This is a genomic window from Cypionkella sp. (assembly GCF_034376685.1).
In the GTDB taxonomy this organism is placed as follows: Bacteria; Pseudomonadota; Alphaproteobacteria; order Rhodobacterales; family Rhodobacteraceae; genus Cypionkella.
On record NZ_JAXMJJ010000110.1, the window covers coordinates 20,607 to 40,681 of the forward strand.

Consider the following 20,075-nt stretch of genomic DNA (forward strand, 5'->3'; position numbering starts at 1 on the left):
GCAAATTTTAGATAAATCCGAAAGACCTAGCCAAACACCGTCGTTAGCGCGTTATCAATCGCCCCGGTGATCTGGTCGATATCATCCGGTGTGGCGATCAGCGCAGGTGAAAGGCAGAGCGTGTTGTTCAGACCGGGGATCGAGCGGTTGGTCATGCCGATGATCACGCCCTGCGCATTACACGCGGCGACCACTGCCGCGACCTTTTTCTCATCCATCGGTTCCTTGGTGACCCGATCCGCCACCAGTTCCGCGCCGCAGAACAGCCCCTTGCCGCGCACATCACCGATGACTTTGTGCTTTTCCATCAAAGCGTTGAGGTTATCCATTACCCGCGCGCCCATCTTCAGGGTGTTGTCGAGCAGCCCCTCATCCTCGATGATCCGCATATTCTCCAGCGCCGCCGCAGGCCCCGCCGTGCAGCCGCCAAAGGTCGAGATATCGCGGAAATACGACATGTGATCACCGGCATCCTTGAACATGTCGAACACGGCTTCCGTCGTCACCGTGCAGGAAATCGCCGCATAGCCCGAGGCCACACCCTTCGCCATCGTCACGAAATCGGGCTTGATGCCGAAGTGCTGATAGCCGAACCAGGTGCCGGTGCGGCCCACACCGCAGACCACTTCATCAATGTGCAGCAAGATGTTGTATTTCTTGCAGATTTCCTGAACCCGCTCCCAATACCCGGTCGGTGGCGTAATAACTCCACCACCCGCCGTCACTGGCTCCAGCACCAGCGCCCCAATAGTATCCGCGCCTTCACGCAGAATGACTTCCTCAATCGCATCCGCCGCGCGCTCACCGTAGTTCTCGACATCCCACTGCTTGCGATACTCAAGGCAGTGCGGCACCATCACGAAGCCATCCGGGTACGGCCCATACTGCGCAGCCCGCTCCAACTGACCGCTTGTCGCCAGCGTGCCAATCGTGGTGCCGTGGTAATCCCGCTCGCGATACAGGATCTTCCATTTCTTGCCGCCGTGATGCTTGTGCGCGATCTGGCGCACCATCTTGTAGACCTTCTCATTCGCCTCGGACCCCGAGTTCGAATAGTAAACCCGGCTCATTCCCGGCATTTTCGAGATCAGCCGCTCGGCAAACAACGCGCCCGGAATCGACCCGCCCACACCAGCAAAATAGTTCATTTTCAACAAAGTATCGCGCACCGCATTGGCAATGCTTTCACGGCCGTAACCGACGTTCACCGTCCAGACTGCGCCCGACACCGCGTCGATATATTCCTTGCCGCGCGCATCCCACACCCGCAGGCCCTTGCCCTCAACAATAATCCGAGGGTCGACATCCGGCGTCTCATAGCCCTTGTGCTGGCTCAGATGGTGCCAGACATGCGCCTTGTCGGCGGCGACCACCGCAGAAATGTCATTGGCGTTTGTATAGCCTTCCATGGCGCAACCTCACATTGATGGACCGCCCAGCGCGGCCTGATTTCTCGTCATAATCCGGGAAACTGCGGCTTCCTCTTATGTCCAGACGATAAGGGCCGATAAGGCCAGCCGCCTCTATGCCGATTTTGCATAGTCCCATGCTGTCTTCTCAATATCTTAGCCCTGCGGTTTCGGCTAAAAATGCGGCAAATCGGGAGAAGATCATGGGCCGCTCTGTCATCGTGCACGAAAATTTCCTGCGCCGAGTCGCCGCCCGCGATTTCCCGCAAGGTGCCGCCCCCACTGGCCCGCTGGCCCCTGAAGATGCCGTCGCGATCTACCGCGCCGCCTGCATCTCCCGCGCACTGGATCGCACCTCGCGGGAGATGCAGCGCCAAGGCACCGGGTTTTACACCATCGGATCTTCGGGCCATGAAGGGCTGGCGGCGGTCGCCCTCGCCCTGCGCCCCACCGATATGGCCTTCCTGCACTACCGCGACGCCGCCTTCCAGATCGCCCGCGCGGGCCAAGTGCCGGGGCAAACCATCGCTTACGACATGCTTCTCAGCTTCGCCGCCTCGTCCGATGACCCAATCTCCGGCGGCCGCCACAAGGTTCTGGGCTCCAAATCGCTGAACATCCCGCCGCAAACCTCCACCATCGCCTCCCACTTGCCGAAAGCCGTCGGTGCCGCCTATGCCATTGGTGCGGCAAAGAAAAACCGACCCGAGCATGCACAACTTCCCGATGATGCCATCGTCTATTGCAGCTTTGGTGATGCCTCTGCCAACCATTCCACCGCGCAAGGCGCGTTCAACGCCGCAGGCTGGACCTCCTATCAGTCCCTCCCCCTGCCGCTGCTGTTTGTCTGCGAAGACAACGGCATCGGCATCTCGACCAAAACCCCCACCGGCTGGATCGCCAACAGCTTCAAACACCGCCCCGGCCTGAAGTATTTCCACGCCAATGGTCTCGATATCTACGAGACCTACAAGGTCGCGCAAGAGGCCGCCGACTATGTCCGCACCCGCCGCAAACCCGCCTTTCTGCACCTGAAAACCATCCGCCTCTACGGCCACGCAGGCGCGGACATGCCCACCACCTACCTAGCCCGAGAGGAAGTCGAGGCCGAAGAGGCCCACGATTCCCTCCTCCACATGGTCCGCCAACTCGACCAGGCCGCCGCCCTTACCGCCACCCAAGCGCTCGATATCTATAACGACACCGCCCAGCGCATCACCCGCATCGCCGCCGAAGCCATCACCCGCCCGCACCTGAAAACCGCCCAAGACGTGATGGCCGCGATCATCCCGCCCCTCCGCACCTGCAAGCCCAGTAATGGCCCCAGCCCCGACGCCCGCGCAGCGGCCTTCGGCGGTGATCTGAAACAGATGGACGAGCCGCAAATCATGTCGCGCCTGATCAACTGGGCGCTGACCGATCTGATGCTGACCCACCCCGAAATCGTGATGATGGGCGAAGATGTTGGCCGCAAAGGCGGCGTCTATGGTGTGACCCAAAAGCTCACCCAGCGCTTCGGCCAAGCCCGCATGATCGACACCCTGCTCGATGAACAGAGCATCCTCGGCCTCGCCATCGGCATGGCACAAAACGGCTTCATCCCGTTCCCGGAAATCCAATTCCTCGCCTATCTGCACAACGCCGAAGACCAGTTGCGCGGCGAGGCCGCCACCCTGCCGTTCTTCTCCAACGGCCAATATTCCAACCCAATGGTGCTGCGCATCGCGGGTCTGGGTTATCAAAAAGGCTTCGGCGGCCATTTCCACAATGACAACTCGGTCGCCGTGTTGCGCGACATCCCCGGCCTGATCCTTGCCGTACCCTCAAACGGTGCCGATGCCGCGAAAATGCTGCGCGAATGCACCCGCCTTGCCCGCGAAGAACAGCGCCTCGTGGTGTTCCTCGAACCCATCGCGCTGTATCCTGCGCGCGATCTGCACAGCGACAAAGACGGCGCTTGGATGCAACGCTACCCTGCCCCCGATCAAACCATCGCCTTTGGTGAAGTCGGCCAGCACGGCGACGGCACCGACCTCGCCATCGTCACCTTTGGCAACGGTACTTACCTGTCACATCAAGCGCTTCCGGAAATCGAGGCCACTGGCATCAGGACCCGCATCATTGATACCCGCTGGCTCTCCCCTCTTCCCGTCGAGGCCCTGCTCGCCGCCACAAAAGGCTGCAAAAACATCCTGATCGTCGATGAAACCCGCCATTCCGGCGGCGTGGCCGAAGCCCTGATGGCGCTCTTTCACGAAGGCCCGCCCACCAACCTCGCCCGCCTGACGGCACAAGACAGCTTCATCGCCACCGGCCCCGCCTATGCCGCAACGATGCCCAGCGCCGCTTCCATCACCACCGCCGCCGTGGAGCTTTGCAAATGAGAAAAGCCATCCTGATCTGCCCCGGTCGTGGCACCTATACCAAGACCGAACTCGGCAGCCTTGCCCGCTTCCCCGACCGCAAGCTGCTGGCCCACTTCGATGCCCGCCGAACGGCCCTTAACCAAGAAACCCTGACCGCGCTCGATAGCGCCGCGACCTATTCCGTCTCAAAACACACCCGAGGCGACAACGCCTCCGCCCTGATCTACGCCTGCACTCTGGGCGATGCCCTGAGCCTGCAAGGCATTGAAATCACAGCCGTCACTGGCAATTCAATGGGCTGGTATTCGGCCCTCGCCTGCGCGGGCGCGCTCACTCCTGAAAACGGCTTTGAAGTCGTCAACACCATGGGCACGCTGATGCAGCAAAGCCTGATCGGCGGCCAGATCATCCATCCGTTCCTGGATGAAAACTGGCAGCCAAACCCCACCCGCAAATCCGAATTGCTGGCGATAGCGGCGGATATCAACACCCGCCCCGATCACATCCTGACGCTCTCCATCGACCTAGGTGGCATGCTGGTCCTCGCAGGCAACGAATCCGGCCTGAAAGCCTTCGAGGCAATCGTCCCCCCCGAGCAATCCCGCTTCCCGATGCGGCTTGCAAATCACGCAGCCTTCCACACCGCCCTGCAAGCCCCCGTGGCCGCGCAAGGCCGCACCGCCCTGCCCGCAACCCTGTTCCAACACCCGCAAAAACCGCTGATCGACGGGCGCGGCAGCATCTGGTGGCCCGGCGCCACCCACACCGCCGACCTCTACGATTACACCCTCGGCCACCAAGTCACCGAACCCTACGACTTCACCGCCGCCATCCGCACCGCTGCGCGCGAATTCGCCCCCGACCTGTTCATCATCGCAGGCCCCGGAACGACGCTCGGCGGCGCTGTGGCGCAAAGCCTGATCCTCGCCAACTGGCAGGGCCTATCCAGCAAAGCAGATTTCCAAGCCCGCCAAGCCGCCAACCCGCTGCTGATTTCAATGGGCTTGCCCGAGCAACGCAGCCTCGTCACCTGAGCCAAGCGTTACCAAACAGTAAACGAAACGCCGCAAGTGATTGATTTCACTTGCGGCGCTTTCTGTCCACGCGTGGACACTACCTGCCCGCGATATGTTCCGCCAAATAATCCGCATCATGCCAGACCCCCCAAATGAACGGAGACGCCCGCCGCGACAGCCAAGGCAGCCCCAGGAAATACAATCCCGGCACCCCCGCAACTCCACGATCATGCGCCGGACGGCCCTTTTCATCGAATGCGTCCAGCTTCAACCAACCATAATCCAGTCCAAACCCGGTCGCCCAGATGATCGACGAAACCCCCGCCGCCTGCAAATCCAGCGCCAAGATCGGATTGCTCACACAATCCGGGTCCGGCCCGATCAGCCGCGCCTCCGGCTCCAAAGGCAGATCCAACCCCTCAGCCGCCGCATAAGCGTCCGCGAGATCCAAGGTCGCGAGATAATTCTCATCTCCGCGCCGGATATTCGCGGCCAGATCGCCGCCCACCTGTAACACCCCGTCGCGATATTCCCCGACGCGCCCCAGCAAGGTCATCCCCCCCGCCGCCAAGCGCCGGAAATCCACCGTATGCCCACCCCGCGCACCCGAAACCGCGATCGTGACATGCTCGGTCCCCGGCTCTTTCGCGCGCGCATCCCACTGCCCCAGCACGCCCAACCACCAGACAAAATCGCGGCCCCGATACGCGCGCGGTGGCCGATCATGCGGCCCAACCGACAGATAAACCTGCTTGCCCGCCCGCATCAATTCATCCGCGATCTGCGCGCCCGAAGACCCCGCTCCCACCACCAGCACCGCCCCTTCCGGCAACTGCCCCGGATTGCGATAGGCGTTGGAATGCATCTGCACGATCCCGGCGCTGTCCGGCACCAAAGTTGGGATCAGTGGCTTCTGAAACGGCCCCGTCGCCACCACCACATTGCGGGCCTCAACCCGCCCCGCCGAGGTTTCGGCCACAAACCGCTCCCCCGAAGGCTCCAGCGAGGTCACCTCAACCCCGCAGCGGATCGGCGCTGCGATCTTCTCGGCCACAGCCTCAAAATACGCCGCAATCCGCTCTTTCGGCGCGAAAGCATCCGGGTCGATCTCGTCAAAGGTCAGGATCGGAAAGCGGTCATGCCAGGCCGGACCATTGGCCACCAGCGAATCCCAACGTTCCGTGCGCCACCGCTCGGCAATCCGGTGCCGCTCCAGCACCAGATGCGGCACCCCGCGTTCCTTAAGCTGCGCGCTCATCGCAAGCCCGGCCTGTCCGCCGCCAATGATCAGCGTGTCAATATGTTCAACGGGCATCGCGGCGTCCTTTTCTGTCGTGGCCTCATCGGCTGTTCCCCATCGTGTAAGACAGCCACGGCCCTGCGCAAATAAGGATTTCATGCAGCATTGATTAGGCTAAGCTCGAAGCTACCCTACAGATTGGCTTAACCACCGCCTAAGCAAAGCTGAGCAAAACACTGATAGCCCACGACCGCGCTTTCGGGCAAAGTTCAGGCTCTACCCGAGCCCTCAGCCGCGAGCACGCCATGAACCAGCATCACAGCATCACCCCCGCCGCCGAGTTGCACGCCAATGTCTCAGTGCCGTTCAATCAGGCCCACGCGATGCCGAAATCGCTGTATACCAGCGATGCCTTCCTTGCCGCCGAACAGAAATACATCTTCGCGCAAGACTGGCTCTGCGCGGGCCGCGCCGAAACCCTCGCCAATCCCGGTGATTATCTGACGATGCAAATCGCCGGAGAGCCGGTGATCGTGCTGCGCGACCGCGACAACCAAATCCGCGCGATGTCCAACGTCTGCCGTCACCGCATGTCCACATTGCTGCAAAGCCGTGGCACCACCCGCGCCATCGTCTGCCCCTATCACGCCTGGACCTACAATCTCGACGGCACTCTGCGCGGGGCCGCCGCGATGACGCTGAATGAAGGCTTCTGCAAAGATCAGCTTTCCCTGCCGCAAATCCGCTGCCAGATCTGGCAAGGCTGGATCATGGTCAGCCTGAATCCCGACGCGCCCGATCCCGAAATCGCCCTCGCCGATGTGCGTGATCTGATCCCGAACTTGGATATGTCGACCTATACCGAGACCTATCAGGAAAGCTTCAACTGGGCGACGAACTGGAAGGTTCTGGCCGAGAACTTCATGGAATCCTACCATCTGCCGATGTGCCACGCGGGCACCATCGGCGGGGCTTCGAAACTGGATGAGATGATCTGCCCCGAAGGCACCGAAGCCTTCAACTACCACTGGATTTTGAAAAACGATTCCGTTCCGCTGGCCCTCGCCCATCCCGCCAACACCACCTTGCAAGGCGATGATCGCCGCAAGACTTGGCTTTTGGCGATCTACCCCTCGCTGCTGATCACCCTGACACCGGGCTATTTCTGGTATCTGTCGCTAACCCCCGACGGCCCCGGCCGCGTCAACGTGCTGTTTGGCATGGGGATGAGCGCCGATTGGCTGGCAGACCCCAAGGCCCCGGCCCATCTGGCCAAGGTGAAAGCCCTGCTGGATGACGTGAACGCCGAGGACAAAGGCTGCACCGAGAAAGTCTATCGCGGCCTGCTTTCGGGCATGGGAACCCCCGGCCCGCTGAGCCATCTAGAGCGGCCAAATTTCGAATTCGCGCAATACCTCGCCAGCCGCATCCCGGCTTAACGACCTACAGGAAACCACAATGACCATCACCCGCTACCGCAAGTTCAACACCAAAGTCACCTACCCCGAGCAGAACCTCGACAACGACCTCTGCCACCTCGTCGCCACCCGTGGCGGAACGACGCTGTATTTCCGCGGCGCTTGCCCGCAAGATCTCGACACCGCCGAGAACCTTGGCAGTCATGATCCCGCCGAGCAAACCCATAAAGTCATGACCAATATCAAACAGATGATCGAAGAAGCCGGTGGCCGGATGGAGCATCTGGTCAAGCTCGTCGTCTACCTGACCGACGTGCGCCACCGCGAACCGGTCTACCGCGTGATGGGCGAATATATCAAAGGCGTGCATCCGGTTTGCACGGGGCTGACCGTGGTGGCTTTGGCCAGACCGGATTGGCTGGTCGAGATTGATGCAACGGCAGTCATCCCAGACTAACTGCCTAAAACTTAGCTAAAACTTTTCATCTGTCCCAAAACACCCCACCGGGGTCCGGGGGTGTGAAACCCCCGGCGCTTGGCCAAAAGGACGACATATGACCTTCTCCCTCATCGCCCGCTGCGCCAAAACCGGCCAATTCGGCATGGTGATCTCGTCCTCCTCCCCCGCAGTCGCCGCCCGCTGCGCCCACACCCGCGCGGGCGTTGGTGCCGTCGCCAGTCAAAACATCACCGACCCAGGCTTGGGGCCGCTGTTGTTGGACGCATTGGCCCAAGGCAAATCCGCAGAACAGGCCTTGGCGGAGATCACCACAGGCCGTCAACATATTGATTTCCGACAACTTATTGTGATTGATGCCCAAGGCAGAACCGCCATCCATTCCGGCAAACAAGTCCTCGGCATCTGGGGCGAAGCCCAAGGCCAAGACTGTGCCGCAGGTGGCAATCTGCTGGCCAACCCCACCATTCCCAACGCGATGATCGCCGCGTTTGAAACCACCAAAGGCCATCTCGGCGACCGCCTGATTGCAGCTCTCACCGCAGGTCTGGCCGCAGGCGGCGAAGCTGGCCCTGTGCATTCAGCGGGAATGAAAATCGCCGACAAACTCGACTGGCCCTTGGTCGATCTGCGGATTGATTGGTCCGACACTCCGATCCAAGCCCTTGAGACTGCTTGGCAAATCTACCGCCCGCAAATGGCGGCCTATGTGCAACGCGCGCAAGACCCCACCCAAGCCCCGTCTTACGGCGTGCCCGGCGACGAATAGGTTTGCCGCAGACATCGCATTATGCTTAGGCTGTCCCTAATCCAAATCCGGGAACAGCCCCAAATGCCGCTTCGCTTCACGCTTCGTCAGTTGGAATATCTTGTGGCCGTCGGTGACAGTGGCTCAATCGCGCTTGCCGCCGAAAAGGTTAACGTCTCCAGCCCCTCAATCTCGGCAGCGATCTCGCAGCTTGAGGCTGAATTTGGTTTGGCGCTGTTCGTGCGCAAACATGCACATGGGCTGTCCTTGACTCAAGGCGGCAAGCAATTTGTTGCGCAAGCCAAGCAGGTGCTGACCGAGGCCGGAAAGCTGAATGAACTCGCCAATCAGATCACCGGCAAGGTGCGTGGCCCGCTTTCTGTCGGCTGCCTTGTTACCTTCGCCCAGATGGTTCTGCCGCAACTGCGCCACAGCTTTGTGCAGCAATTCCCCGAGGTGGATTTCACCCAAGTGGAACTGAACCAGGTTGAAATCTTCGCCGCTCTGCGCTCAGCCAGCCTCGATATCGCGCTCAGCTATGATCTTGATATTCCCTCTGATCTCAACTTCATCCCCCTCGTCACTCTGCCGCCCTACGCCGTGATGCCGCCCGACCACCCGCTCGCGCAGCGCGATCACGTCACCCCGCGCGATCTGGCGGAGTATCCGATGATCCTGCTGGATCTGCCGCTGTCCGCCGACTATTTCCTGTCGCATTTCACCGCCAACAATCTGCGTCCCAACATCGTCGAGCGTACCCGCGATATGGGCGTGATGCAGTCGATGGTGGCCAACGGTTTTGGCTATTCCATCGCCAATATCAGGCCCCTGACCGACGCCGCCCCCGATGGCCGCCGCCTGCGCTATGTGCCGCTGACGGGGGCCGTGCGCCCGATGAAACTGGGACTTGCCCTCGCTGAAGGCGCGGGGATTTCGTTAACCGTGCAGGCGTTCATCGACCACGCCCGCGCCGAGATCACCCTGAACTCCACCCCCGGCCTCCATTTGAAAGTCCCCCGCAGCAGCTAAGGCACAGCCTAAGTCACGCTTCATCTTTACATCCTTTACGCCACGCCCCTGCCTGCCAATGTGCCGCCACCCCACCCGAGAGGCCGGAAAATGCGCGACCCCCGCTACGATATTCTGTTTCAGCCGCAAGCCATCGGCCCGTTGATCGCCAAAAACCGCTTCTACCAGGTGCCGCATTGCAATGGCGCGGGCTATCGCGACCCATCCGCCGCCGCTGCGATGCGCGGCATCAAGGCCGAGGGCGGTTGGGGCGTGATCTTCACCGAACAGACCGAGATGCACCACACCTCTGAAATCACCCCCTTCATTGAGTTGCGTCTGTGGGAAGATCAGGACATTCCAGCCATCGCCAAGATGGCTGCGGCGATGAAAACCCACGGCGGTTTGGCGGGGATTCAACTGGCCTATTCCGGCATCAACGGCCCGAATTTCTACACCAAAGAGGTGCCGATGGCAGTCTCGCCCGGCCCGATCCGCACCTTTACCAATGACCCGGTGCAGGCGCGCGGGCTTGATAAGACCGACATCAAAAACCTGCGGCGCTGGTTTGTGAATGCCGCCAAACGCTCCCAACTGGCGGGCTTCGATCTGATCTGCCTCTACGGCGCGCATGGTTTTGGTATCTTTCAACATTTCCTGTCCCGCGCCACCAATCAGCGCAGCGATGAATATGGCGGCAGCCTGGAGAACCGCTCGCGTTTCGCCCGCGAAGTGCTGGCCGATATGCGCGATGCGGTGGGCGACACCATGGCGCTGACCATGCGCGTCTCATTGGATGAACAGATTGGCAAGCTTGGCTTTTCCAATGCCGAGTTGCGCGATTTCATCGCGATGAACGGCGATCTGCCCGACCTGTGGGATCTGGCGCAAGGCACTTGGGAAGATTGTTCTGGCCCCAGCCGTTTCAAGGACGAAGCCGCGCAAGAGATCCTCGTCAAAGGCATCCGTGAACTCACCACCCGCCCCGTCGTCGGCGTCGGCCGCTTCACCAGCCCCGATGTGATGGCGAAAATGATCCGCCAAGGCACGCTTGATTTCATCGGCTGTGCCCGGCCTTCCATCGCCGACCCCTTCCTGCCGAAAAAGATCGAAGAAGGCCGCATCGAGGACATCCGCGAATGTATCGGCTGCAATATCTGCGTGACCGGCGACATGACGCAAAGCATCAGCCGCTGCACCCAAAACCCGACCTTCATGGAGGAATGGCGCAAAGGCTGGCATCCCGAGAAGATGAACGCCAAAGGCCCCAGCCAAAACGTGCTGATCGTGGGCACAGGCCCCGCAGGTCTGGAAGCAGCCCGTGCGCTTTCCCTGCGCGGCTATGACGTGGCCTTGGCCGAAGCCACCACAACCCTCGGTGGCCGCGTCGCGAAAGAACGCCTGCTGCCCGGCCTGTCGGCTTGGGGCCGCGTCGCCGATTACCGCGCCTATCAGATCAGCCAGCGCCCGAATGTGGAAACCTATTTCGACAGCCGCCTGACCGCTGAAGATATCCTCGGCTTTGGCTTTCAGCATATTGCCATTGCCACCGGTGCCTTGTGGCGGGCCGATGGCGTCGCCCGGATGCATGTCGAACCGATCCCCAATGTGGGCCTGCCCGTCTACACCCCCGATGATCTAATGGCGGGCCGCCTGCCCAAGGGCCGTGTGACGGTGTTTGACGACGACCACTACTATATGGGCGGGGTTTTGGCCGAACTTCTGGCGCAGAATGGCTGTGAGGTGACGCTGGTGACACCCTCGGCCTATGTCTCGGACTGGACGCTGAACACCCTGGAGCAAGCATCAATCCATCGGCGTTTGGTGGCGGCTGGGGTGAAAATCGTGCTGAACACCGGACTCGCTTCGATGCAGTCTGATGGCATTACAACGACTTGCGTCTATACCGGCACCGAATCCCACATGGATACCGAAGCAGTGGTGATGGTCGCCAGCCGCACCGCCCAAGACCAGCTCTACCGCGATCTGCAAGCGCGCGCAGCCGATTGGGCCGATGCGGGCATTCAATCCGTCAAGGTGATCGGCGATGCCTGCGCCCCCGGCCCGATTGCTTGGGCGACCTATGCCGGCCACCGCTATGCCCGCGAATTGGACATGCCCGATATCGGTGACGCTTTGCCGTTCCGCCGCGAAGTCACGGCGTTACAGGATTAGACGAGGGGCTTAAGACGCCAAAGGCTCGGTCAGAACTTGCGAGGCGACCACGCCCGAGCGCAGCATATCCGCCAAGGTCAGCGATTCAATCAGCAGCAGATACGACCAGAAAATATCGGCAAACACCTTGCGGATCCGGCAGCTTTCCTCATCGACGCAATCCTCGCAGCGCTGGTACGCGCGGCGCGACAGGCAGGGCAACGGCGCTATCGGCCCGTCGATCAGCCGCAGCAGTTCGGATATCGAAATCTCGGCAGGCGGTTTGATCAGCTGATACCCCCCCGAGCGCCCGCGGGTCGAGGCGATGATGCCCGCGTTGCGCACTTCCAGCAGGATATGCTCCAAAAACCGCTTCGGCGTGCCAGAGCGCTTGGCGATCGCTTCGATCGTCAAGGCCTCAGGTGCGGGCTGTGCCGCCGCATCTGCCAGCACCAAAAGCGCTTTCAACGCGTATTTCATCTTTTGCGTAATCATATCCAAGACCTAGCTGGCGCCGAAAAAGGAATCAATCTGTGCGTGGCGGGATTGTAAAAAAACTTGACACAAATCCGCTGAACGGCGGTTTTGCCAATGAGAACCACGGGATCTGCGCACAAGCTAACAATCGCCGATGGATCACCAGCCCTGAAACCCGCGAAATTACAGGGGAAACCGCCAACTCATCCCACCCGAATCAATCACGATATATTTGGTAGATTAATATTGCTTTCGCGACTCACAAAAGCTTGATACTGTGTTGTCACGATCCATCCAAAGCTGCACAGGATGTTCAAAATGACTCAGACCATGTCTCAGCGCCCTTCTCGGCGCGCGACCTATGTTGCTTTTGCTGTTTTTGCGCTGGCCTATATCGGCGTTATGGTGGTGATCTTTGCCCCCGAGGGCAGTCTCTACAGTCGCAGCCCGTTGATTGCGACGCAGCAAATCGAGTAAGCGATCAAAACCAAAGAAAGGCAGGTCAGCGCGGCCTGCCTTTTGTATTCAAAGCCCGCCTTGCCCCCCGCCTTGAAACGCCCAGTCTTGAAACTCTGCAACTGCGATGCAACTCTCTCCCAAACATAAGGGGGCGAGCATGGCACAGACGCGCGTGGGATTTATCGGTTTGGGCCTGATGGGTCAGGGCATGGCCGCGAATATCGTCGGCAAAGGCTATCCGCTGACGGTCTATGCCCATCGCAACCGCGCCCCCGTTGAGGATCTGATCGCACGCGGCGCGACAGAGGCCGCCACGCTGGCCGACCTCGCCCGCGCTTGCGATGTGATCTTGCTATGCCTGTCCGGCTCGCCGCAGGTCTCCGAGGTGGTGACAGCCCTGAAACCCGGCCTCACCCCAGGTGCGGTGTTGATCGATTGCTCGACCTCTGACCCGGTGATCACCGAAAGCCTGGCCCGCGATCTGGCGGCCATCGGCGTTGATTTTGCCGATGCCCCGCTATCGCGCACCCCGAAAGAGGCGTGGGCGGGCACACTCGATTGCATGGTCGGCGCCACGCCAGAAGTCTTCGCCCGCATCCACCCGATCATCGCCACTTGGGCGGGCAAGATCGTGCATATCGGCGGGGTCGGCGACGGCCACCGCATGAAACTGCTGAACAATTTCATCTCGCTCGGCTATGCCGCGATCTATGCCGAGGCGATTGCACTGTCGGAAAAGGTCGGCATCCCGATAGCGCGCTTTGACAGCGTTATTCGCGGCGGGCGGATGGATTGCGGCTTTTACCAAACCTTCATGGCCTGCGCCTTGGAAGGCAACCGCGAGGCGCATCGCTTCACCATATCAAATGCTTACAAGGACTTGCGCTATCTGGAATCGATGGCGAACGATGCCAAGGTGGTCACCAGCATGGCATCGGCGGCAAAGAACGCCTTCGCCTATGCGATGGCAAATGGTGGCGATGGCGCGGAAGATTACGTCCCGCATCTGGCCGATTTCACCGCCAAACAGAACGGCAGCAGCTAAACTTTGACTAAAATTGTCATCCTCTGCGCTCAAATATCCCACGGGTTTGCCATTGGTATCGCCATTGGTTCGAGAGACCAATGGCATGGGGGGTGTGATACCCCCGGCGTGCAACGCCGCAAGCCTACTGCGCCGCAAGCTCCCGCGGTGCCGTCAAAACGCGCTCGGTCACCGAAGACAAAGCCAAAGCCGCCGCCCCATGCGCCCATAAAAGATCGCCCCAAGCGTGGATCTCTATTGGCGGGCGCGGCCGTCCGGTGTTGATCACCAGATTGTCCATCTCGGCCAAAGTCTCGGCCGCATAAAGATAGTCAAATTTCAACCGCTCTCCCGACAGAATGATCAGCGCGGGGTCAAACAGATTGACCACATTCGCCAGCCCCACCGCCAGATAGCGCCCGGCACGGCGGAAAATACTGCGCGCCGTGGCGTCCCCGGCCTGCGCGTGTTCATACAAACTCTCCAGCAACACCGAGATTGACTGTCCCTCGCGGTGGCCCCAGTTCAGCGCCGTCGTCGCCTCGCGTGCCAAAGCGTAATCGGCAACGTAAGCCTCCAGACAGCCGCGCTGACCACAGCGGCACAAAGCCCCGTCCAGCTGCACCTTGGTGTGGCCCAATTCCAGCCCCAGACGTTGCGCGCCGCGATAAATCCGGTGGTTCATCACGAACCCCATGCCCACGCCATGCTCAAACGTCACCACCGCAAAATCCGCCAAACTGCGCCCTGCCCCAAACCACAATTCGGCCAGCGCCACCAGATTGGCGTCATTGTCGATGCTGACCGGCAGGCCCAGCCGCTGTTGCACCGCCAGCGCCAGTGGCACCGCCCGCTCGGTCAGGGTTGATGACCACAACACCACGCCCTCGGCCTGATCGACAAAGCCCGGCAAGCCGATGCCAATCTCGGACAAAGCCTCGCGCCCGATCCCGGCATTGGCGCAGACCCGGTTCAGCAAAGCTTCCATCGCGTCCAGCATTTCCGGCAAAGGCAACGGACCCGGCCTGCGCGGCACCACCTCATTCGCCAGCAGATTGCCCGCAAAATCAACGATCACCGCCGAATGTTCGCGGTCTGACATCTTCATGCCCGCCACCAGATGCGCCTGCGCCCGCACCCCCAACGCCACCGCAGGACGGCCCCGCCCCACATCGGTATCGCGCGGCGCGCTGACCTCTTCGATCAACCCGGCCTCGATCAATTCCGAGGTGATTGTGGTCACCGAGGCCGGAGAAACCCCCAGATCCTTGGCGACCTGCACCCGCGCAATCAGCCCGGCCGCGCGCACCCGTTCAAACACCTGCTGGCGCAGCGGACGCATTGATTCGGACAGCGGCGCGATCAGCGGGCCGCAGCCCAAGCCCCCCACTTCTGCCGATTCTGCACCGCCAAAACCCGCCATTTATTTGATCTCCGAACAAAAACAAGGCGAAATTGTTCTTACACGATCTATTATTGCTGCATTGCAGCGCAGATTTGCAAGATATTCCGGCTGTTCCGTTCTGGCCCATCAGTTTTATTTTGACAACTGAATTTATTAGCGGCAATTTTCTGCCAGTTCTAGCGAATCTGCGGAACAGGTCATACGCTGGCCGAATCCATAGGGAGGATAAAAATGCGTAAGGTAATTATGCTTGCGGTCATCGCCGCAGCGGGTTTCTCGTCGGCTGCTTTGGCAGAAGGCAAGAAAATCGGCGTGTCTTGGGCGCAGTTCCAGGAAGAGCGTTGGAAGATCGACGAAGCCGCAATGAAGGCCGCGATCGAAGCCGCTGGCGATGAATACATCTCGGCTGACGCGCAATCGTCGGCGGAAAAACAGCTCTCCGACATCGACGCGCTGATCGCGCAAGGCGTGGATGCGCTGATCATCAACGCTTGGGACAAAGATGCCATCGGCCCAGCCGTCGAAAAGGCTGCCGCTGAAGGCATTCCGATGGTCGGCTATGACCGTCTGATCGAAGACGACCGCACCTTCTATCTCACCTTTGACAACAAAGGCGTGGGCCGGATCATCGCCGAAGAAGTCACCAAGGTGAAACCGGATGGCAACTACGCGATCATCCTGGGCGACCCCGGTGATCCGAACGCAGCTTTCCTGCGTGCCGGCATGGAAGAAGTCATCGGTGATGCGGTGAAAGCTGGCACCATCAAGATTGTCGGCGAAGCCTCGTCGGATGGTTGGAAGCCGGAAAACGCTCAGAAGAACATGGAGCAGATCCTGACCGCCAACAACAACGCGGTTGACGCTGTTCTGTCGGAAAATGACGGTATGGCTGGCGGCGTTGTGGCTGCTTTGTCGGCTCAGGGCATGGTGATCCCGGTCGGTGGCCAAGATGGCGACATGGCGGCAATCAACCGTGTGGCACGCGGCACCCAGACCGTTTCGGTGTGGAAAGACTCGCGTCAACTCGGCAAAGCAGCGGGCGAAATTGCTGCCGCTCTGGCGAACGGTGCTGCACTTGACGCCATCGAGGGCGCGACCAAATTCAGCGACGGCGAGAAGGGTGTCGAGATGAACGCCATCCTGCTGACCCCGACGCCGATCACCAAAGACACGCTGAACCTTGCGATTGACGCAGGCCACATCACCAAAGAAGTGGCATGTGAAGGCGCTATGGAAGGCGTTGCAGCCTGCCAGTAAGCCATCGCTTGCGGCGGATCGGCGCTTTGCCAATCCTGCCACGGCTTTGATCTAAGCGGTCCGGCGTCAGCCTAAGCTGACGCCGGGCTTTTCCCAAGACCCGAGGCCCCCGATTGCCCGCCCCTCCGCAAATCAGCGCGCAGGGTCGCACTGGCGTTCAGAAACAGCCCGGTCGCCCCACCTCTCACAAGCTGGACGAGGACATGACAGATACCCCCACCCACGCCCCACAGGGCAGCAATGTCAAACTCGGCCCCGTCGCCCGGTTTGTGCGCGACACCGAACTCGACACCCGGATGCTGGGCATGGTTGGCGCTTTGCTGCTGATCTGGCTTAGTTTTCACCTCTATGGCGCGCTGGTCAACGGCGAGGGCGTGTTCCTCACCCCGCGCAACCTGTGGAACCTGTCGGTGCAAACCTCGATGACCGGGATCATGGCGACGGGGATGGTGCTGGTCATCATCACCCGCAACATTGATCTTTCGGTCGGCTCGATTGTCGGCGTGACGGGCATGGTCATGGGCCTGCTGCAAGTTGAATTTCTGCCGCAATACCTTGGGCTTGGCCATCCGGCGATCTGGATCATCACCGTCATCGTCGGCCTGATTGCCGGCACGATGATCGGCGCCTTCCACGGCTGGCTGATCGCCTATCGCGGCATCCCTTCGTTCATCGTCACCTTGGGCGGCCTGATGGTCTGGCGCGGCATGGCGTTTCTGTCGGCCAGCGGCCGCACGATCTCGCCGGTGGATTCCAGCTTCGCCCTGCTCGGTGGCGGACCAAAAGGCTCGATTGGTGAGATCGGCAGCTGGATCGTCGGCCTGTTGGGCTGTGTGGCCGTGCTGTGGATCCTGCGTTCGGGCCGCACCGCCCGCAAGAAACATGGCTTCGCGCTGCGCCCGGTCTGGGCTGAATACACCCTTGGCGCATTGGGCTGCGGCGCACTGATTGGCGCCGTTCTGGTGGTCAACGCCTACCCCTGGCCGAAAGGCATCCTGAAGCAGATGAACCTGCCGGAAGACGCGTTTGTCAGCCACGGCTTCGCCTATCCGGTGCTGATCCTCGCGGTTGTCGGCATCGTCATGACCATCCTGATGACCCGCACCCGCTTTGGCCGCTACGTCTTCGCCATCGGCGGCAACCCCGAGGCAGCCGCACTTTCCGGCATCAACACCCGCTGGGTCACGCTGAAAATCTTCGCGCTGATGGGGATGCTGTCCGGCCTCGCCGCTGTCGTGGCCTCGGCCCGGTTGAACTCGGCCACCAACGCGCTTGGCGATCTGGACGAGCTTTACGTCATCGCCTCTGCCGTGGTCGGCGGCACTTCGCTCGCGGGCGGTGTCGGCACCATCTACGGCGCGATCATCGGCGCTTTGGTGATGCAAAGCTTGCAAACCGGCATGGTGCTGATCGGCTTTGGCGATGGATCGTATCGCAAGATCGTCGTCGGTGTGGCGCTGGTTCTGGCCGTGTATCTCGACAATCTTTACCGCAAGAAAACCAAGTGAGGAGTTGAAGCAATGGCAAACACTGGCACTCCTCTGGTCGAGATGCGTGACATCTCCATCGCTTTTGGTGGCATCAAGGCCGTCGATCACGTCACCATTGATCTGCATCCCGGCGAAGTTGTTGGCCTTCTTGGCCACAACGGCGCTGGCAAATCGACGCTGATCAAATGTCTTTCGGGCGCATACAAAGCCGATGCGGGCGAGATTTACATCAACGGTGAGCGCGCCGAGATCAACAATCCCCGCGACGCGCGCGAGTATAATATCGAGACCATCTACCAGACCCTCGCACTGGCCGATAACCTCAACGCCGCCTCCAACCTGTTTCTGGGCCGCGAAATTGTCGGCGCAGGCGGTTTCCTTGACGATTCAGCGATGGAGGCTGAAACCCGCAAGATCATGGCCCGACTGAACCCGAACTTCCGCAAGTTCAACGTGCCGGTCAGCGCCTTGTCGGGCGGTCAGCGCCAATCCGTCGCCATCGCCCGCGCGGTCTATTTTAACGCCAAAATCCTGATCATGGATGAGCCGACCGCCGCTCTGGGCCCGCAAGAAACCCAGATGGTGGCCGAGCTTATTCAAGAGCTGAAAAAGCAGGGCCTCGGTATCTTCTTGATCGAACACGACATTCACGCCGTCATGGATCTGTGTGATCGTGCCGTGGTGATGAAGAACGGCCAGCGCGTTGGCACGGTGAACGTCAATGAAGTCACCGATGAAGACATCCTTGGCATGATCATCATGGGCAAGAAACCGCCCCAAGCCGTTTGAAGCATCAGGCGCGGGGGCAACCTCGCGCCATTTTTCCATCCCCATCAGGAGCCGTCATGCAGCGCCGCCATTTTCTCGCCCTGACCGGGGCCGCCTTTGCCCTTCCCGCTCTGCCGCTGCACGCAGCCAACCTCACCCCAACTGATACCCTGCTGACATGGTATAAACTGGTCATAGAGCTGGTCCGCCACACCGCCACCTATTCCCCCCCGGTCGCGGCCCGCGCTTTCGGCTATCTCGGCGTCGCAGCCTATGAATCCCTCGCCTCAGGTGCCGGCGCTGTCAGCCTTGCAGGCCAAATCAACGGGCTCACCGCCCTGCCCGCGCGTGATGCAGGCACCTATGACGAAGCCCTCGTGCTGCATGCTGTGCTCAGCGAAACGGTGGCTGCCTTCTTTGGCAATACCGGACCCACCGGCCAACGCTCGATGGCCGCGATGCGCGACAAACTCGGCATGAAACTGCGCGACGGCGTTGCCGAAGATGTCGCAGCCCGCTCTGCGGCCTACGGCCTCGCCGTTGCCAAACACATCGAAGACTACAGCAAATCCGATGGCGGCCATGATGTGAAAAACATGGGCTTCCCGATGGAATGGACCCTGCAAAAAGGCCCCGAATTCTGGGTGCCCACCAGCGTGATCGTCCAGCAACAGGCTCCGCTGCTGCCCAACTGGGGCAAAAACCGCCCCTTCGCGATGCCCGTAGATGCCCCCTGCACCGCAGGCGATCCGCCCGCCTATTCCGAAGACCCAACCTCCGAGTTCTACTTAGAGGCGATGGAGGTCTACGAGGTCTCCAAAACCCTGACCGATGATCAAAAAGCCATCGCCCGCTTCTGGTCGGATGACCCGATGCTGTCGCCCACCCCGCCCGGCCACTGGATCTCGATCACCCTGCAAATCCTGCATCGCGACGGCACCGATGCCTTGCACGCAGCCGATGCACTGGCACGGGTCGGCATGGTGGTCAGCGATGCCTTCGTCGCCTGCTGGGCCGATAAAATCAATTACAACCGCCTGCGCCCCGTCACCTATATCAAGCGGGTGATCGACAAAACGTGGGAGCCGATGCTGATCACCCCGCCCTTCGCGGAATATCCCTCGGGCCATTCCACCCAATCGGGTGCGGCGGCTGTGGTGCTGACAGCGGTGTTCGGTGAGAACTTCGCGTTTGACGATGCCACCCATGCCGATGATGGCATCAAACCCCGGCATTTCCCCAATTTCGACGCCGCCGCAGCCGAGGCCGCCGCATCGCGCCTTTATGGTGGCATCCATTTCCGCGCCGCAAATGAGAACGGCCTGCGGCAAGGCGCCGAAGTTGGCAGCTTTATCAACACCCTGAAAACGCTGGCCTAA

General features: G+C 60.7%; 17 protein-coding genes. 13 read left to right on the forward strand and 4 right to left on the reverse strand.

Annotated elements, in window-relative coordinates; genetic code table 11:
• Positions 1-26: 26 nt before the first annotated feature.
• Positions 27-1,409 carry a hypotaurine--pyruvate aminotransferase Tpa gene (gene tpa / locus U1A24_RS20715; protein WP_322323883.1) on the reverse strand — a complete coding sequence of 461 codons (1,383 nt, stop codon included), beginning with the start codon at positions 1,407-1,409 and terminating at the stop codon, positions 27-29.
• A gap of 203 nt (positions 1,410-1,612) precedes the next feature.
• Here tpa and U1A24_RS20720 point away from each other — a divergent pair, with 203 nt between their 5' ends.
• Complete coding sequence (locus U1A24_RS20720) at positions 1,613-3,793, forward strand: thiamine pyrophosphate-dependent enzyme (protein ID WP_322323884.1); 2,181 nt, start codon at positions 1,613-1,615, stop codon at positions 3,791-3,793.
• Positions 3,790-4,809 (forward strand): ACP S-malonyltransferase, encoded by a 1,020-nt coding sequence (locus U1A24_RS20725; RefSeq protein ID WP_322323885.1) that lies wholly within the window; start codon positions 3,790-3,792, stop codon positions 4,807-4,809. Before U1A24_RS20720 ends, U1A24_RS20725 begins: the two co-directional genes overlap by 4 nt.
• 79 nt (positions 4,810-4,888) lie before the next feature.
• Here the strand turns inward: U1A24_RS20725 and U1A24_RS20730 are convergent, their stop codons facing one another.
• Positions 4,889-6,106, reverse strand: coding sequence for an NAD(P)/FAD-dependent oxidoreductase (locus tag U1A24_RS20730; RefSeq protein WP_322323886.1), 1,218 nt, complete (start codon positions 6,104-6,106; stop codon positions 4,889-4,891).
• Positions 6,107-6,336: 230 nt separating this feature from the next.
• On the opposite strand from U1A24_RS20730, the gene U1A24_RS20735 reads away from it, so the two are divergent.
• From U1A24_RS20735 to U1A24_RS20755, 5 genes are all read left to right on the forward strand, one after another.
• Positions 6,337-7,470: an aromatic ring-hydroxylating oxygenase subunit alpha gene (locus U1A24_RS20735; protein ID WP_322323887.1), complete on the forward strand. Its 1,134-nt coding sequence runs from the start codon at positions 6,337-6,339 to the stop codon at positions 7,468-7,470.
• A 19-nt stretch (positions 7,471-7,489) separates the two neighbouring features.
• The gene (locus U1A24_RS20740) at positions 7,490-7,906 is read left to right on the forward strand and encodes a RidA family protein (RefSeq protein WP_322323888.1); all 417 of its coding nucleotides are present in this window, start codon (positions 7,490-7,492) and stop codon (positions 7,904-7,906) included.
• A gap of 97 nt (positions 7,907-8,003) precedes the next feature.
• Positions 8,004-8,675 (forward strand): DUF1028 domain-containing protein, encoded by a 672-nt coding sequence (locus tag U1A24_RS20745; protein WP_322323889.1) that lies wholly within the window; start codon positions 8,004-8,006, stop codon positions 8,673-8,675.
• A 63-nt stretch (positions 8,676-8,738) separates the two neighbouring features.
• Positions 8,739-9,683 (forward strand): LysR substrate-binding domain-containing protein, encoded by a 945-nt coding sequence (locus tag U1A24_RS20750; RefSeq protein ID WP_322323890.1) that lies wholly within the window; start codon positions 8,739-8,741, stop codon positions 9,681-9,683.
• A 90-nt stretch (positions 9,684-9,773) separates the two neighbouring features.
• Positions 9,774-11,837, forward strand: coding sequence for an NAD(P)-binding protein (locus U1A24_RS20755; protein WP_322323891.1), 2,064 nt, complete (start codon positions 9,774-9,776; stop codon positions 11,835-11,837).
• A gap of 9 nt (positions 11,838-11,846) precedes the next feature.
• On the opposite strand, the gene U1A24_RS20760 is transcribed toward U1A24_RS20755, so the two are convergent.
• Entirely contained in the window at positions 11,847-12,311 is a 465-nt protein-coding gene (locus tag U1A24_RS20760; RefSeq protein ID WP_322323892.1) for an Rrf2 family transcriptional regulator, read from the reverse strand.
• A gap of 291 nt (positions 12,312-12,602) precedes the next feature.
• On the opposite strand from U1A24_RS20760, the gene U1A24_RS20765 reads away from it, so the two are divergent.
• Both U1A24_RS20765 and U1A24_RS20770 read left to right on the forward strand, forming a co-directional pair.
• Positions 12,603-12,770, forward strand: a complete 168-nt coding sequence (locus tag U1A24_RS20765; protein ID WP_322323893.1) for a hypothetical protein — start codon at positions 12,603-12,605, stop codon at positions 12,768-12,770.
• A 106-nt stretch (positions 12,771-12,876) separates the two neighbouring features.
• A complete protein-coding gene (locus U1A24_RS20770) occupies positions 12,877-13,797 on the forward strand; it encodes an NAD(P)-dependent oxidoreductase (protein ID WP_322323894.1) in 921 nt (306 codons plus the stop codon).
• Positions 13,798-13,921: 124 nt separating this feature from the next.
• On the opposite strand, the gene U1A24_RS20775 is transcribed toward U1A24_RS20770, so the two are convergent.
• Complete coding sequence (locus U1A24_RS20775; RefSeq protein ID WP_322323895.1) at positions 13,922-15,199, reverse strand: ROK family transcriptional regulator; 1,278 nt, start codon at positions 15,197-15,199, stop codon at positions 13,922-13,924.
• Positions 15,200-15,412: 213 nt separating this feature from the next.
• On the opposite strand from U1A24_RS20775, the gene U1A24_RS20780 reads away from it, so the two are divergent.
• The 4 genes from U1A24_RS20780 (at position 15,413) to U1A24_RS20795 (ending at position 20,075) form a co-directional block, all read left to right on the forward strand.
• Positions 15,413-16,438 carry a substrate-binding domain-containing protein gene (locus U1A24_RS20780; protein WP_322323896.1) on the forward strand — a complete coding sequence of 342 codons (1,026 nt, stop codon included), beginning with the start codon at positions 15,413-15,415 and terminating at the stop codon, positions 16,436-16,438.
• 203 nt (positions 16,439-16,641) lie between these two features.
• A complete protein-coding gene (locus U1A24_RS20785) occupies positions 16,642-17,946 on the forward strand; it encodes a sugar ABC transporter permease (protein WP_322323897.1) in 1,305 nt (434 codons plus the stop codon).
• Positions 17,947-17,958: 12 nt separating this feature from the next.
• A complete protein-coding gene (locus U1A24_RS20790) occupies positions 17,959-18,717 on the forward strand; it encodes an ATP-binding cassette domain-containing protein (RefSeq protein ID WP_322323898.1) in 759 nt (252 codons plus the stop codon).
• Between the two features lie 56 nt (positions 18,718-18,773).
• Positions 18,774-20,075 (forward strand): vanadium-dependent haloperoxidase, encoded by a 1,302-nt coding sequence (locus U1A24_RS20795; RefSeq protein WP_322323899.1) that lies wholly within the window; start codon positions 18,774-18,776, stop codon positions 20,073-20,075.

What these genes read in the sequence shown, in the direction of transcription:
- tpa (WP_322323883.1), bottom strand. Translation starts at nt 1,409, where the DNA reads ATGGAAGGCTATACAAACGCCAATGACATTTCTGCGGTGGTCGCCGCC.
- U1A24_RS20720 (WP_322323884.1), top strand. Translation starts at nt 1,613, where the DNA reads ATGGGCCGCTCTGTCATCGTGCACGAAAATTTCCTGCGCCGAGTCGCC.
- U1A24_RS20725 (WP_322323885.1), top strand. Translation starts at nt 3,790, where the DNA reads ATGAGAAAAGCCATCCTGATCTGCCCCGGTCGTGGCACCTATACCAAG.
- U1A24_RS20730 (WP_322323886.1), bottom strand. Translation starts at nt 6,106, where the DNA reads ATGCCCGTTGAACATATTGACACGCTGATCATTGGCGGCGGACAGGCC.
- U1A24_RS20735 (WP_322323887.1), top strand. Translation starts at nt 6,337, where the DNA reads ATGAACCAGCATCACAGCATCACCCCCGCCGCCGAGTTGCACGCCAAT.
- U1A24_RS20740 (WP_322323888.1), top strand. Translation starts at nt 7,490, where the DNA reads ATGACCATCACCCGCTACCGCAAGTTCAACACCAAAGTCACCTACCCC.
- U1A24_RS20745 (WP_322323889.1), top strand. Translation starts at nt 8,004, where the DNA reads ATGACCTTCTCCCTCATCGCCCGCTGCGCCAAAACCGGCCAATTCGGC.
- U1A24_RS20750 (WP_322323890.1), top strand. Translation starts at nt 8,739, where the DNA reads ATGCCGCTTCGCTTCACGCTTCGTCAGTTGGAATATCTTGTGGCCGTC.
- U1A24_RS20755 (WP_322323891.1), top strand. Translation starts at nt 9,774, where the DNA reads ATGCGCGACCCCCGCTACGATATTCTGTTTCAGCCGCAAGCCATCGGC.
- U1A24_RS20760 (WP_322323892.1), bottom strand. Translation starts at nt 12,311, where the DNA reads ATGATTACGCAAAAGATGAAATACGCGTTGAAAGCGCTTTTGGTGCTG.
- U1A24_RS20765 (WP_322323893.1), top strand. Translation starts at nt 12,603, where the DNA reads ATGTTCAAAATGACTCAGACCATGTCTCAGCGCCCTTCTCGGCGCGCG.
- U1A24_RS20770 (WP_322323894.1), top strand. Translation starts at nt 12,877, where the DNA reads ATGCAACTCTCTCCCAAACATAAGGGGGCGAGCATGGCACAGACGCGC.
- U1A24_RS20775 (WP_322323895.1), bottom strand. Translation starts at nt 15,199, where the DNA reads ATGGCGGGTTTTGGCGGTGCAGAATCGGCAGAAGTGGGGGGCTTGGGC.
- U1A24_RS20780 (WP_322323896.1), top strand. Translation starts at nt 15,413, where the DNA reads ATGCGTAAGGTAATTATGCTTGCGGTCATCGCCGCAGCGGGTTTCTCG.
- U1A24_RS20785 (WP_322323897.1), top strand. Translation starts at nt 16,642, where the DNA reads ATGACAGATACCCCCACCCACGCCCCACAGGGCAGCAATGTCAAACTC.
- U1A24_RS20790 (WP_322323898.1), top strand. Translation starts at nt 17,959, where the DNA reads ATGGCAAACACTGGCACTCCTCTGGTCGAGATGCGTGACATCTCCATC.
- U1A24_RS20795 (WP_322323899.1), top strand. Translation starts at nt 18,774, where the DNA reads ATGCAGCGCCGCCATTTTCTCGCCCTGACCGGGGCCGCCTTTGCCCTT.